Source organism: Acidovorax sp. SDU_ACID1, from assembly GCF_045291395.1.
GTDB lineage: Bacteria > Pseudomonadota > Gammaproteobacteria > Burkholderiales > Burkholderiaceae_C > MR-S7.
Window position 1 is genome coordinate 3,063,482 of the sequence record NZ_CP152342.1, and the last position, 12,770, is coordinate 3,076,251.

Genomic DNA, 12,770 nt, shown 5'->3' on the forward strand with positions numbered 1-12,770 from the left:
GCGCCATGGCCCTTCCGCTTCCTTATTGATAGCTGCCAGCGCTTGCCGTACAAGCGCTGGCGCCTTATTTTCCTTGAAGAATCACGCCGGCGCCGTGGTGCGGATCATGTGGTCGAACGCGCTCAGCGCGGCGGTGGCGCCCGCGCCGGCGGCGATCACGATCTGCTTGTACGGCACCGTGGTGCAGTCGCCCGCGGCGAACACGCCCGGCACGTTGGTGTGGCCACGGGCATCGATCTCGATCTCGCCGAACCGCGACAGGTTCACGGTGCCCTTGAGCCAGTCCGTGTTGGGCAGCAGGCCGATCTGCACGAAGATGCCTTCGAGCGGCAGCTGGCGCACTTCGCCGGTCTCGCGGTCCTTGTAGGTGATGCCGTTGACCTTGTGGCCGTCGCCGTTCACCTCGGTGGTCTGCGCGTTGACGATGATGTCCACGTTCGGCAGGCTGCGCAGCTTGCGCTGCAGCACCGCGTCGGCCTTCAGCTCGGGCGCGAATTCGAGCAGCGTGACGTGCTTGACCACGCCCGCGAGGTCGATGGCCGCCTCCACGCCCGAATTGCCACCGCCGATCACGGCCACCGGCTTGCCCTTGAAGAGCGGGCCATCGCAGTGGGGGCAGTAGGTGACGCCCTTGGTGCGGTACTGCTCCTCGCCGGGCACGTTCATGTTGCGCCAGCGCGCGCCGGTCGAGAGGATCACGGTGCGGCTCTTGAGCACGGCGCCGTTGTCCAGCTCCACCTCGACCAGGCCGCCCTCGACGGCAGCGGGGCGCAGGGCCTTGGCGCGCTGCAGGTTCATGATGTCCACCTCGTAGTCGCGCACGTGGCGCTCCAGCGCGGCGGCGAACTGCGGGCCTTCGGTCTTGCTGATGGAGATGTAGTTCTCGATGTCCAGCGTGTCCAGCACCTGGCCGCCGAAGCGCTCGGCCGCCACGCCGGTGCGGATGCCCTTGCGCGCCGCATAGACGGCCGCCGCAGCGCCGGCCGGGCCGCCGCCGACGATGAGCACGTCGAACGCCTCCTTGGCATTCAGCTTGGCGGCATCGCGCCTGGCGGCGCCGCTGTCGATCTTGCCGACGATCTCGGCCAGCTCCATGCGGCCCTGGCCGAAATGCTGGCCGTTGAGGTAGACGGTGGGCACGCCCATGATCTCGCGCGCCTCGATCTCCTTCTGGAACACGCCGCCGTCGATGGCCGTGTGCGTGATGCGCGGGTTGAGCACGCTCATGAGGTTGAGCGCCTGCACCACGTCCGGGCAGTTGTGGCAGGAGAGCGAGTAGTAGGTCTCGAAGTGGAAGTCGCCTTCCAGGTTCTTCACCTGCTCCAGCAGGTCGGCCGCTTCCTTGGAGGGGTGGCCGCCCACCTGCAGCAGCGCCAGCACCAGCGAGGTGAATTCATGGCCCAGCGGCACGCCGGCGAAGCGCACGCCCGTGTCCACGCCGGGATTGGTGATCAGGAAGGACGGCTTGCGCACATCGGCGTCGTTCTTCTCGACCACGGTGATCTTGTCGGATTGCGCGCGGATGTCTTCCAGCAGCTCGCGCAGCTCCTGCGACGCGGCCCCGTCGTCCAGCGTGGCCACCAGCTCCACCGGCTTCTGCAGGCGTTCCAGATAGGCTTTGAGTTGGGCTTTGAGGGTGTCGTCGAGCATGGCGCGAATCCTTGTTGTGAGAATGTTCGGGGAAAAAAAGCCCGGGCGCCAGGCACCCGGGCGTCTTCAACAGGTCAACTGAAGCAGTGGCTTAGATCTTGCCGACCAGGTCCAGCGAAGGCGTCAGCGTCTTGGCGCCTTCCTTCCACTTGGCGGGGCACACCTGGCCGGGGTGGGAGGCGGTGTACTGGGCAGCCTTGAGCTTGCGCAGGGTTTCGGACACGTCGCGGGCGATTTCGTTGGAGTGGATTTCCTGGGTCTTGATCACGCCATCGGGGTTGATCACGAACGTGCCGCGCAGCGCCAGGCCTTCTTCGGGGATGTGCACGCCGAAGGCGTTGGTCAGTTGGTGCGTGGGGTCGCCCACCAGCGGGAACTTGGCCTTGCCCACGGCGTCGGAGGTCTCGTGCCATACCTTGTGCGAGAAGTGCGTGTCGGTGGTGACGATGTACACCTCGGCGCCGGCCTTCTGGAACTCGGCGTAGTTGTCGGCGGCATCCTCGATCTCGGTCGGGCAGTTGAAGGTGAAGGCAGCCGGCATGAAGATCAGCACGGACCACTTGCCCTTCAGGTCGGCTTCGGTGAGGTCGATGAACTCGCCCTTGCCATTGCGGTTCACGAAGGCGGTGGTCTTGAAGGGTTGCACTTGCGTATTGATCAGGGACATTGCTGTTTCCTTGGTTGGTTGGCTGAACACAGGACCGAAGTCTAGACGCTTACACACCATCAATCCAATTAATTAACATGATTGAATTGATTGTCTTTATCTATATAAAAGCCGCCTCCCACCTGCTCGAATACGAACACGTCTCAGCATGAAACCCAGCCAATGCGCACGCACGGGGGCTTCGCGGGGCGTGCTTGTCAGCACGGGGGCGTGCACCCACAATCGGCGCCCATCATCACTACAACGAGGAGTCTCCCCATGAAAGGCGACGCACAAGTCATCGCGCACCTGCAGGCGCAGCTGAAGAACGAACTCACGGCCATCAACCAGTATTTCCTGCACTACCGCATGCTCAAGCACTGGGGCTTCGACAAGCTGGCCAAGAAGGAGTACGACGAGTCCATCGGCGAGATGAAGCACGCCGACAAGCTCATGGACCGCATCTTCATGCTGGACGGCCTGCCCAACCTGCAGGACCTGGCCAAGCTGCAGGTGGGCGAGGACGTGCCCGAGATCCTGGAATGCGACCTGCGCGCGGAGCGCGGCGCGCAGGCCACGATCAAGGAAGGCATCGCCCACTGCGAGGCGGTGCGCGACTACGTCTCGCGCGACCTGCTGGAAGACATCCTGGAAGACACGGAGGAGCACATCGATTTCCTGGAAACCCAGATCGAGCTACTCGCCAAGGTGGGCCTGCAGAACTACCTGCAGTCGCAGATGGCCGACGCCGACTGAAGCGCGGCCCCCTACACCGCTTTGCAACGGGCTTAGGCCCGTTTTTTGTGGCCGGTGCGGCGGCAGCAGCCGACATGCTTGTCAGGCAAATTCCTACACGGCAGGCGAGGCGACCAGACGCCACGCACCGCCGAACCCCGACTTAATTTCCGATTGGGCCAGTTTCACAATCCATTTCAACGGATCACGCAATACATGCAACGGCATGCAACGCGGATCCGGGACAGGAAAGGAACCGTGCCATGACCTCCGAACAACTGCTCGCCGAAATCCGCGAAGCCAACCTCACCTACCTGATGCTGGCGCAGACCCTGATCCGCCAGGACAAGGCCGAAGCCGTGTTCCGCCTGGGGCTCAACGAAGAAGCTGCCGATATTCTGGCATCGCTGTCCGCCGCGCAAGTGCTCAAACTGGCCTCCCGCAACACGCTACTTTGCAGCTTCCGCGTGGACGACGAACTGGTCTGGGGCCTGCTGACCAACCACCACACGCCCAGGAAGGCCGCCAGCGAGGCCACCAACGCGCTGCACGCCAACATCCTGATGGCCAGCCGCGTGTCGGAAGTGCTCTGACCCTCTCCCCCTCCTCCACGGAAAGACCGCCATGCCCGCACCCGTCAAGAGCGTCCTCAACGAGTCCAAGCAGATCGAACGCGCCGCCATGCTGATCCAGATGGGCGCACGCATGCAGGTGCTGGAGTCGGAAACCACGCTGTCGTACGAGCGCCTGATCCGCCTGTACAAGGAAATCGCGGGCAAGTCGCCGTCCAAGGGGCAGCTGCCGTTCTCCACCGACTGGTTCCTCACGTGGCAGGAGAACATCCACAGCTCGCTGTTCCTGAACATCTACGAATACCTCTCCAAGGGCATGAGCCTGGACAGCGTGGAGCTGCTGACCAAGGCCTACCGCCTCTACAACGAGCAGGTGCAGGCCGCGGAGATCGAGCCGCTGCTGTCGTTCACGCGCGCCTGGCGCTTGGTGAAGTTCGTGGACGCCGGCATGCTCACGCGCACCAAGTGCGCGCAATGCGGCGGCCAGTTCGTCACCGAGCTGTACGAGAACCGCCACTACACCTGCGGCCTGTGCAACCCGCCGGCGCGCGCAGGCAAGAGCAAGAGCGCCGGTGCGCTGACGCTGCACTGATAGACAAATCGGCCTCCAGCGCTTGACTGGCAAGCGCTGGCAGCTATCGTTTCAGTAGCTCTCCACGAGCAAGCCGCGCACGTTGCCGTCCATGGGCAGCGCATAGTCGTGCGCCGCCAGCACCGCATTGCCCTGCGGGCCCACCAGCCTGAGACTCACGTACACCGCCTGCGGCGCGACCACGTAGGTGCCCACCAGCACCGCCTGCGCGGCCTGGGCCTGCGCCACCTGGTGCGCCTCGCGCGACAGCAGCAGCTCGCCTTGCAGGGCCGCAGCGCCAGCGTTTCGCGCAAGCGCAGCTCGGTCACGCGCAGGCCGCGCTGGGCCAGGCGGCCGGCCACCTGCTCGGACACCAGGCGGCCCAGGCGCGAGGACGCATCCAGCCGGTCGAGCTGCACCACGGTCGCCACGAGCACGGGCTGCGCCGGGTCGAGCGCCACCTGCTGGAGCAGCGCATCGGCCGCGCCGTGGTGGAGCGCCACCAGGTCGGCGGGATCGCGCACGGCATGCTCGCCGTAGTAGTAGCGCGCGCAGCCGCCGAGCGCGCCGCACGCCAGCAGCGCGGCCATCATGGTGCGCCGGTTCATGGCGTCACCCTCCAGGTCTTGAGGGGCGCCGTCGCGGGCGCGGGACGGGGCGGCAGGTAGAGCGGCGCGTCGTCCTGCGCGATGGTGTACATGTCGGAGGTGCGCACCAGGATGCGCCCCTCGCTTTCCAGCGACGTGACCACGAGCACTTCGGAGCGCAGCGGCCCGTCGCCGTCATGCGCCTCGCCCGCGCCGCGGTGCACGCGCACGCCGTCGGCCAGCCATTCGCCGTGCGACACCAGCGGCGCATCGGCATGGTGCTGCACGAGCCGCGTGGCGACGTGCAGGCGCACGTCCGAGGGCGCGGCAGCCACGGCCACGCCGCGTTCCACGAGCTGCGTCACCAGCAGCTCCCGGAAGCCCTGGTCGAACCCCGACGCCTGCGGCGCCACTTCCACGTGCAGCGGGTGCCTGTCTGGCGGCCAGTCGCTCAGCCGCCCGGCCACGTGCGCGGCCACGTCGGCGGCCAGCACGTTCCAGTGGTGCAGCGCGCGCGAGGTCTTCTGCGCCGAGGGCGCGTGCAGCGCCTCCTGCGGCACGTCCGCCGGCACGCTGGCACAGCCCGCGGCCAGCAGCGCGAGCGCCGCCGCGGCCGCAATCCGGTTCTTCGAGGTCATGCGCGCATGCTAGCGGCGGCGCGCGGCGGCCATCGGCCGAACAACCGGGGCTTTGTCAGCCTGTATTGCGCAATCCCGCCGCAATGCCGTTGATCGAGATGTGGATGCCAGTCTGCACCCGCTCGTCGCCCTGGCCCGCGCGCCAGCGGCGCACCAGCTCCACCTGCAGGTGGTGCAGCGGGTCGATGTAGGGGAAGCGGTGGCGGATGGAGCGCGCCAGCGCCGTGTTGCCCGCCAGGCGCTGGCGCTCGCCCGTGATGCGCGCGAGCGCGTCGGCCGTGCGCTGCCACTCGGTCTCGATGGCGCCGAAGACCTTCTTGCGCAGGCGCGCGTCGGCCACCAGTTCGCTGTAGCGCGAGGCCAGGGCCAGGTCGCTCTTGGCCAGCACCATGTCCATGTTGGACAGCAGCGTGCGGAAGAACGGCCACTGGCGGTACATCTTCTGCAGCAGCGCCAGCTGCACCTTGGGATCCTGGCCCGGCGCCTTCAGGAACGATTCCACCGCCGCGCCGAAGCCGAACCAGCCCGGCAGCGTGAGCCGGCACTGGCCCCAGCTGAAGCCCCACGGAATGGCGCGCAGGTCCTCGATCTTCTGGCTGGGCTTGCGGCTCGCGGGGCGCGAGCCGATGTTCAGCTCCGCGATCTCGCGGATGGGCGTGGCGCTGAAGAAGTAGTCGGTGAATCCGGGCGTCTCGTAGACCAGCGCGCGATAGGCCGCCATGCTGGCGCGCGAGAGCTGCTCGGCCGCCTCCAGGAAGGCCTTGGTAGCGGGCTTGGTGGGCTGCAGCAGGGTGGCTTCCAGCGTGGCGGCCACCAGGGTCTCGAGGTTGCGCCGGCCGATCTCGGGGTTGGCGTATTTCGAGGCGATCACCTCGCCCTGCTCCGTCAGGCGGATCTGCCCGCGCACGGTGCCGGGCGGCTGCGCCAGGATGGCCTGGTAGCTCGGGCCGCCGCCGCGGCCCACGGTGCCGCCGCGGCCGTGGAACATGCGCAGCTGGATCGGCTGCTGGTGGCCCTTGGCCGCGTTCATCTCGTCGAACAGCGCCACCAGCGCGATCTCGGCGCGGTACAGCTCCCAGTTGCTGGTGAAGATGCCGCCGTCCTTGTTGCTGTCGCTGTAGCCCAGCATGATGTCCTGCTCGGCGCCGCTGCGCGTGAGCAGCGCCGCGATGCCGGGGATGGCGTAGAACGCGCGCATGATGGGCGCCGCGTTGCGCAGGTCCTCGATGGTCTCGAAGAGCGGCACCACGATCAGGCCGGCCCGCGCGTCGCCGTCGAGCGTGCCGCGCATCAGGCCCACTTCCTTTTGCAGCAGCAGCACCTCGAGCAGGTCGCTCACCGTCTCGGTGTGGCTGATGATGTAGTGGCGGATGGCGTCGTGGCCGTAGCGCTCGCGCGCGGCGCGCGCGGTCTCGAAGATGGCGATCTCGCCGCGCGTGTGCTCGGAATATTCCGCGCCCACCACGCGCAGCGGCCGCGCGTCGCACAGCAGCCGCTGCAGCAGCGCGCAGCGCTGCTCCTCGGGCAGCGCGGCATAGCCTGCCTCGATGCGCGCCGTGGCCAGCAGCTCGGCCACCACGCGCTCGTGCTGGTCGGAGCTCTGGCGCAGGTCCACCGTGGCAAGGTGGAAGCCGAACACCTCCACCGCGCGCATCAAGGGGCGCAGCCGCTCACCCACCAGCGCCGCGCCGCGGTGCGAGCGCAGCGAGGCCTCGATCACGCGCAAGTCGGCCAGGAACTCGGCCGCGCTGGCGTAGGCGTTCTGCGGCGCCACGGCGTGGCGCGCGGCCTCGCCGCCGGAGAGGTCACGGAGCGTGGCGGCCAGGCGCGCGTAGACGCCGGTGAGCGCTCGGCGATAGGGCTCGTCGCGGCGGTGCTCGCTGGTGTCGGGCGAGCGCTCGGCGAGCTGCTGCATCTCGGGCGAGACCTGCGCCAGGTTGCTGGAGAGCGACAGCTCGCGCCCCAGGTGGTGCACCTCGGTGAGGTAGTGGCGCAGCGCCACCTCGGCCTGGCGGCGCAAGGCCAGCGAAAGCGTGTCGGCGCTCACGTTGGGGTTGCCGTCGCGGTCGCCGCCGATCCACTGGCCCATGCGCAGGAAGCTCGCCACGGGGTGCTGCGCGCCCAGTTCCTGCTCCAGCGCGGCATAGATCTTGGGGATCTCCTGCAGGAAGGTGTATTCGTAATACGACAGCGCGTTCTCGATCTCGTCGGCCACGGTGAGCTTGGAATAGCGCAGCAGCCGCGTCTGCCACAGCTGCGCCACGCGTGCGCGCAGCCGCGCCTCGTTGGCGGCCAGCTCGCGCGGGGTGAGCGTGTCCTTCGCGCTGTTGTAGAGCTGGGCGCGCGCCTGGATGGCGTCGCGTTCGGTGAGCAGCTGCGCGATGTCGCGCTCGGCGTCCAGGATGCTCTTGCGCTGCACCTCGGTCGGGTGGGCGGTGAGCACGGGCGCCACGTAGCTCGTGGCCAGCGTCTGCGCCACCGTGCGCGGAGCGATGCCGGCCCAGCGCAGGCGGGCGAGGGCCACCTCGATGCTGCCCTCCTGCGTGCTGCCCGCGCGCTCGTGCACGGCGCGGCGGCGGATGTGGTGGCGGTCCTCCGCCAGGTTGGCCAGGTGGCTGAAATAGGTGAACGCGCGGATCACGCTCACCGTCTGGTCGCCCGTCAGGCCCTTGAGCAGCTTCTTGAGCGCCTTGTCGGCCTCGTGGTCGGCGTCGCGGCGGAAGGCCACCGAGAGCTTGCGCACCTGCTCCACGAGGTCGTAGGCGGCCACGCCCTCCTGCTCGCGGATCACGTCGCCGAGGATGCGCCCGAGCAGGCGGATGTCCTGGATCAGCGGCAGGTCCTTGTCGGCCTTGCGGGCGACAGCGGCGGCGGCATCGGTCTTGCGGGCGGTAGCGGTCATCGCGGCGTGCTCGGTGAGGGTGTGTTGCGGCGCAGCATGCTAGCATCCCCCGCGCTGCCGAACGGCCCGACGACTGCCTCTCCATGACCACTCCCCACGCCCCCCTGCCCCCCATCGTGATCGCCACGCGCGAAAGCCAGCTCGCCCTGTGGCAGGCCGAGCACGTGCAGGCCCTGCTGCGCGCGCGCGGCCACGACGTGGCGCTGCTGGGCATGACCACCAAGGGCGACCAGATCCTGGATCGCTCGCTCTCCAAGGTGGGCGGCAAGGGCCTGTTCGTGAAGGAGCTGGAAGTGGCGCTGGAAGAGGGCCGCGCCGGCATCGCCGTGCACTCGCTCAAGGACGTGCCCATGGAGCTGCCCGAAGGCTTCGCCCTCGCGTGCGTGATGGAGCGCGAGGACCCGCGCGACGCCTTCGTCTCGCCGCGCCATGCATCGCTGGATGCACTGCCGCAGGGCGCGGTGGTCGGCACCTCCAGCCTGCGCCGCCAGGTGCTGCTGCGTGCGCTGCGGCCCGACCTGCGCATCGAGCCGCTGCGCGGCAACGTGAACACGCGCCTGCGCAAGCTCGACGAAGGACAGTACGACGCCATCGTGCTCGCCGCGGCCGGCCTCAAGCGCCTGGGCCTGGCGGACCGCATCCGCGCCGTCTTCGAGCCCTCCCAGATGCTGCCCGCCGCCGGCCAGGGCGCCTTAGGCATCGAGATCCGCAGCAGCCGGGCCGACCTGGCCGCCGCGCTGGCCCCGCTCGCGCACCAGGCCACCTGGCTCACGGTGACGGCCGAGCGCGCCGTCAGCCGCGCCATGGGCGGCAGCTGCTCCATGCCCCTGGCCGCGCACGGCACGTGGCAAGGCGACACGCTGCACCTGCAGGCGGCCTGGGGCGACCTGGACGATCCGCAGGCCCCACCCGCGCCGCTCGTGCGCGCCGAGGACAGCGCCCGCGTCACCACGCTGGCCGAGGCCGACGCGCTGGGCCTGGCCGTGGCCGCGCGGTTGCAGGCGGGCGGCGCCCGCAAGGCATGACCCCCCACGCCATCGTCACCCGCCCCGCGCGCGAAGCCGCGCAGTGGGTGGAGGACCTGCGCGCGCACGGCATCGCGGCGCAGGCGCTGCCGCTCATCGCCATCGGCCCGGTCGCGGCCCCCGCGCTGCGCCAGGCGCTGCATGAGGCCCGCTCCGCCTGGACGCGCTACCGTGCGGTGATGTTCGTCAGCGGCAACGCGGCGCTGCACTTCTTCGAACCAAATCAGTCCCTGGCGCTTGCTGAACAAGCGCAAGCAGCTACCAAAACCAGAGCATGGGCCCCCGGCCCCGGCACCGTGGCCGCACTGCGCCAGGCCGGCCTGCCCCTGGAGGCCATCGACGGCCCGGCGCCTCATGCCCCGCAGTTCGACTCCGAAGCGCTGTGGCAGGTCGTGGCCCCGCAGATCGGCCCGGGCGACCGCGTGCTCATCGTGCGCGGCACGAGCAGCCCCGCCGCGGAAGGCGGCAACGGCCGCGACTGGCTGGCCGCGCGCATCGCCGAGGCCGGCGGCGCGGTGGACTTCGTGGCCGCCTACGAGCGCAGCGCTCCCCGGCTGGACGCGGGCCAGCAGGCGCTGGCGGCACGGGCCGCGCAGGACGGTTCCGTGTGGCTGCTCTCCAGCTCCGAAGCGGTGTCCCATCTGAAGGCCGCCCTGCCCGCCCAGCCCTGGGGCAGCGCCCGCGCACTGGCCACGCACCCGCGCATCGCGCAGGCGGCCCGCGCGGCGGGATTCGGCATCGTCAACGAATGTCGACCTGCCCTGCCGGACGTGGCCGCGTCGATAAAATCCCTTGTCTATGAGCACTGAGACCGCGTTGCCCGCGCCCCCCGAGACGCCTCCCCCCGCACCGGCACCCGCCGGCGGCGGTGGACGCATCGCGCTGACCCTGCTAGGCATCGTCGCCGCCGCGGGCCTGGCGGGCTCGCTGCTGCTGTGGCAGCGCCTGTCGAGCATCCAGGAGCAGCTCGCACGGCAGACGGCCGACTCGGGCGCGCAGGCCATCGAGGCACGCACCATGGCGCGCGAGGCGCAGGACCTGGCGCGCGAGACCTCGGCCCGCCTGGCCGTCACCGAAGCCCGCGTGGGCGAGGTGGCGCTGCAGCGCGGCCAGCTCGAAGAACTCATGCAAAGCCTGTCGCGCACGCGCGACGAAAACCTGGTGGTGGACGTGGAGGCCGGCCTGCGCCTGGCCCAGCAGCAGTCGCAGCTCACCGGCAGCCTGCAGCCGCTGGTGGCCGCGCTCAAGAGCGCGGGCCAGCGCATCGACCGCGCCGCCCAGCCCCGGCTGGCGCCACTGCAGCGCGCCATCAGCCACGACCTGGAGCGCCTGGAACGCGCCGCCGTCACCGACACCGCCGGCCTGCTGGGCCGCCTGGACGAACTCGTGCGCCAGGTGGACGAGCTGCCCCTGCTCAACGCCGTGGCCCAGGCCCCCGCCATGCGGCGCAAGGCCGCCGCCGCGCAGACGCCCCCCGCGCCCGGCGCCGCCGATGTGCCGCGCTGGCAGGCCGCCCTGCGCAACGCCTGGGACGCGGTGGCCGACGAGGCGCGCGGCCTGGTGCGCGTGAGCCGCATCGATCAGCCCGACGCCGTGCTGCTCGCGCCCGACCAGGCCTTCTTCCTGCGCGAGAACCTCAAGCTCAAGCTGCTCAACGCGCGCCTGGCCGTGCTGGCGCGACGCATGGACTCCGCCCGCGCCGACCTGGCCTCCGCCAGCGGCGCGCTGGCCAAGTATTTCGACCCGGCCTCGCGCCGCACGCAAAGCGCCGCCGACGCGCTCCAGCAGTTGCAGGTCCATATGAAGACCGCCGAGATGCCCCAGCTCGACGACACCTTTGCCGCCCTGGCCACGGCCGCGGCAGGCCGGTAGCCCACTCCTATGCGCGCAGCACTCTGGTTCCTGGCCCTGTTCGGCGTGGCCGTCGCCGTGGCGCTCTTCGCGGGCAACAACCAGGGCACGGTCACCCTGTTCTGGCCGCCCTACCGCATCGACCTGTCGCTCAACATGGTGCTGCTGCTGCTGTTCGGCGGCTTCACCGTGCTCTATGCGGCGCTGCGCGCGCTGGCAGTGCTGCAGGAGCTGCCGCGCCAGGCCCGCCGCTGGCGCCTGGTGCAGAAGGAGCGCGCCATGCACGCCGCGCTGCTGGACGCGCTGTCGCAGTTGCTGGCCGGCCGCTTCCTGCGCGCGCGCAAGTCGGCGCTGGCCTCCATTTCCCAGGAAGAAGCCCTGGCCGAAGCCCGCGAGCCCGTGCCCCACGGCAGCCAGCTGCGCACGCTGGCCCTGCTGGTGGCCGCCGAAAGCTCCCACGCGCTGCAGGACCGCGCCACGCGCGAGGCGCACCTGGAGCAGGCCCTGGCCAGCATCCCCGCCGACGCCCCTGCCACCGAGCTGGAGCTGCGCGAAGGCGCGCAGCTGCGCGCCGCGCGCTGGTCGCTGGACGAGCGCGACACCGCCGCCGCGCTGGAGCGCCTGGCCGCCCTGCCCATGGGTGCCGCGCGCCGCACGCTGGCGCTGCGCGCCAAGCTCAAGGCCTCACGCCTGGCGCACCGCACCGGCGACGCGCTGGAAACTGCGCGCCTGCTGGCCAAGCACCATGCCTTCTCGCCCGCAGCGGCCGAAAGCATCGTGCGCGGCCTGGCGCAGGAACTGATCAACAGCGCGCACGACCCGGCGCAGCTGCAGCGCATCTGGCAGGACAGCCTGGAGAGCGCCGAGCGCGCCATGCCCGAAGTGGCGGTGCACGCCGCGCAGCGCCTGGCGCAGCTGGGCGGCGACGGCCCGCAGGTGCGCACCTGGCTCATGCCCGCCTGGGACCGCCTGGCCGGCACGGCGCAGCCCGCGCTGCCGGACGCGCTGGCCCTCAAGCTGGTGCGCGCGCTCGAAGCCAGCCTGGGCGACGTGGACGGCCGCTGGCTCGCAGCCATCGAGGCGGCCTGCCAGGCCAACCCGCGCGACGCGCGGCTGCAATACCTGGCCGCCATGGCCTGCCTGCGGCGCGAGCTGTGGGGCAAGGCCCAGCATCTGTTCAACCAGTCCGCACAGCATCTGACCGACCCAGGGTTGCGCGCAAGTGCCTGGCGCCACATGGCGGAGTTGGCGGAGCAGCGCGGCGACGGGGAGGCTGCCGCGCAGGCGTGGAAGCGGGCGGCGTTGCAGCACTCTTGATTTCTGGGTCGAATGGCCTCTAGCGCTTATCTGGCAAGCGCAGGCAGCTATTCTTTTTGAGTCTTCTTGGGTTGGTTTCATGTCGCTGGCCGGGATGTGCGCCCGGCGGCGCAGTCACTTTCTTTCGTCTCGCCGAAAGAAAGTCACCAAAGAAAGGGCGACCCTGCTGCCCGTGTCCCTCCGCTGCACTCGGCCTGGCCTTCGAGGCGCGCAGCGCCTGCGCGTTGGTGGCCGAGCGCAGCGATGGCCCGGCTCGTCCCCTCCCCTCTGTATGCG

13 protein-coding genes are annotated in these 12,770 nt (G+C 69.9%); 7 read left to right on the forward strand and 6 right to left on the reverse strand.

The window, feature by feature from the left end; translation table 11 throughout:
- Window positions 1–81: 81 nt before the first annotated feature.
- Both ahpF and ahpC read right to left on the reverse strand, forming a co-directional pair.
- Window positions 82–1,650, reverse strand: coding sequence for an alkyl hydroperoxide reductase subunit F (gene ahpF / locus AAG689_RS14995; protein ID WP_406622701.1), 1,569 nt, complete (start codon window positions 1,648–1,650; stop codon window positions 82–84).
- A gap of 91 nt (window positions 1,651–1,741) precedes the next feature.
- Window positions 1,742–2,317, reverse strand: coding sequence for an alkyl hydroperoxide reductase subunit C (gene ahpC, locus AAG689_RS15000; protein WP_020230359.1), 576 nt, complete (start codon window positions 2,315–2,317; stop codon window positions 1,742–1,744).
- Window positions 2,318–2,575: 258 nt separating this feature from the next.
- Here ahpC and bfr point away from each other — a divergent pair, with 258 nt between their 5' ends.
- The 3 genes from bfr (at window position 2,576) to flhC (ending at window position 4,195) form a co-directional block, all read left to right on the forward strand.
- Window positions 2,576–3,052, forward strand: coding sequence for a bacterioferritin (bfr, locus tag AAG689_RS15005; RefSeq protein ID WP_020230358.1), 477 nt, complete (start codon window positions 2,576–2,578; stop codon window positions 3,050–3,052).
- Window positions 3,053–3,294: 242 nt separating this feature from the next.
- Window positions 3,295–3,624, forward strand: a complete 330-nt coding sequence (gene flhD, locus AAG689_RS15010; RefSeq protein ID WP_020230357.1) for a flagellar transcriptional regulator FlhD — start codon at window positions 3,295–3,297, stop codon at window positions 3,622–3,624.
- A 31-nt stretch (window positions 3,625–3,655) separates the two neighbouring features.
- A complete protein-coding gene (flhC, locus tag AAG689_RS15015; RefSeq protein WP_406622702.1) occupies window positions 3,656–4,195 on the forward strand; it encodes a flagellar transcriptional regulator FlhC in 540 nt (179 codons plus the stop codon).
- 51 nt (window positions 4,196–4,246) lie between these two features.
- Here flhC and AAG689_RS15020 read toward each other — a convergent pair whose 3' ends face one another.
- The 4 genes from AAG689_RS15020 to ppc are packed head-to-tail and all read right to left on the reverse strand — an operon-like array spanning window position 4,247 to window position 8,301.
- The gene (locus AAG689_RS15020; protein WP_406622703.1) at window positions 4,247–4,423 is read right to left on the reverse strand and encodes a FlgO family outer membrane protein; all 177 of its coding nucleotides are present in this window, start codon (window positions 4,421–4,423) and stop codon (window positions 4,247–4,249) included.
- Window positions 4,351–4,782: a FlgO family outer membrane protein gene (locus AAG689_RS15025; protein ID WP_406622704.1), complete on the reverse strand. Its 432-nt coding sequence runs from the start codon at window positions 4,780–4,782 to the stop codon at window positions 4,351–4,353. The genes AAG689_RS15020 and AAG689_RS15025 overlap by 73 nt, the downstream gene beginning before the upstream one ends.
- Window positions 4,779–5,399, reverse strand: coding sequence for a hypothetical protein (locus AAG689_RS15030; RefSeq protein ID WP_406622705.1), 621 nt, complete (start codon window positions 5,397–5,399; stop codon window positions 4,779–4,781). The genes AAG689_RS15025 and AAG689_RS15030 overlap by 4 nt, the downstream gene beginning before the upstream one ends.
- A 55-nt stretch (window positions 5,400–5,454) precedes the next feature.
- A complete protein-coding gene (gene ppc / locus AAG689_RS15035) occupies window positions 5,455–8,301 on the reverse strand; it encodes a phosphoenolpyruvate carboxylase (protein WP_406622706.1) in 2,847 nt (948 codons plus the stop codon).
- An 83-nt stretch (window positions 8,302–8,384) separates the two neighbouring features.
- Between ppc and hemC the strand changes: the two genes are divergently transcribed.
- From hemC to AAG689_RS15055, 4 genes are read left to right on the forward strand one after another with little or no spacing between them, the layout of a single operon-like run.
- Window positions 8,385–9,326 carry a hydroxymethylbilane synthase gene (hemC, locus tag AAG689_RS15040; RefSeq protein WP_406622707.1) on the forward strand — a complete coding sequence of 314 codons (942 nt, stop codon included), beginning with the start codon at window positions 8,385–8,387 and terminating at the stop codon, window positions 9,324–9,326.
- Entirely contained in the window at window positions 9,323–10,135 is an 813-nt protein-coding gene (locus AAG689_RS15045; protein ID WP_406622708.1) for a uroporphyrinogen-III synthase, read from the forward strand. The genes hemC and AAG689_RS15045 overlap by 4 nt, the downstream gene beginning before the upstream one ends.
- Window positions 10,125–11,198, forward strand: coding sequence for a uroporphyrinogen-III C-methyltransferase (locus AAG689_RS15050; protein ID WP_406622709.1), 1,074 nt, complete (start codon window positions 10,125–10,127; stop codon window positions 11,196–11,198). The genes AAG689_RS15045 and AAG689_RS15050 overlap by 11 nt, the downstream gene beginning before the upstream one ends.
- A 9-nt stretch (window positions 11,199–11,207) precedes the next feature.
- The gene (locus tag AAG689_RS15055; protein WP_406622710.1) at window positions 11,208–12,494 is read left to right on the forward strand and encodes a heme biosynthesis protein HemY; all 1,287 of its coding nucleotides are present in this window, start codon (window positions 11,208–11,210) and stop codon (window positions 12,492–12,494) included.
- Window positions 12,495–12,770: the final 276 nt, after the last annotated feature.

Bases quoted from the DNA above. Each gene is read 5' to 3' on its own strand.
- AAG689_RS15025 (WP_406622704.1), bottom strand. From the start codon at position 4,782: ATGAACCGGCGCACCATGATGGCCGCGCTGCTGGCGTGCGGCGCGCTC.
- ppc (WP_406622706.1), bottom strand. From the start codon at position 8,301: ATGACCGCTACCGCCCGCAAGACCGATGCCGCCGCCGCTGTCGCCCGC.
- AAG689_RS15050 (WP_406622709.1), top strand. From the start codon at position 10,125: ATGAGCACTGAGACCGCGTTGCCCGCGCCCCCCGAGACGCCTCCCCCC.
- bfr (WP_020230358.1), top strand. From the start codon at position 2,576: ATGAAAGGCGACGCACAAGTCATCGCGCACCTGCAGGCGCAGCTGAAG.
- AAG689_RS15055 (WP_406622710.1), top strand. From the start codon at position 11,208: ATGCGCGCAGCACTCTGGTTCCTGGCCCTGTTCGGCGTGGCCGTCGCC.
- ahpF (WP_406622701.1), bottom strand. From the start codon at position 1,650: ATGCTCGACGACACCCTCAAAGCCCAACTCAAAGCCTATCTGGAACGC.
- AAG689_RS15045 (WP_406622708.1), top strand. From the start codon at position 9,323: ATGACCCCCCACGCCATCGTCACCCGCCCCGCGCGCGAAGCCGCGCAG.
- ahpC (WP_020230359.1), bottom strand. From the start codon at position 2,317: ATGTCCCTGATCAATACGCAAGTGCAACCCTTCAAGACCACCGCCTTC.
- flhC (WP_406622702.1), top strand. From the start codon at position 3,656: ATGCCCGCACCCGTCAAGAGCGTCCTCAACGAGTCCAAGCAGATCGAA.
- AAG689_RS15030 (WP_406622705.1), bottom strand. From the start codon at position 5,399: ATGACCTCGAAGAACCGGATTGCGGCCGCGGCGGCGCTCGCGCTGCTG.
- hemC (WP_406622707.1), top strand. From the start codon at position 8,385: ATGACCACTCCCCACGCCCCCCTGCCCCCCATCGTGATCGCCACGCGC.
- flhD (WP_020230357.1), top strand. From the start codon at position 3,295: ATGACCTCCGAACAACTGCTCGCCGAAATCCGCGAAGCCAACCTCACC.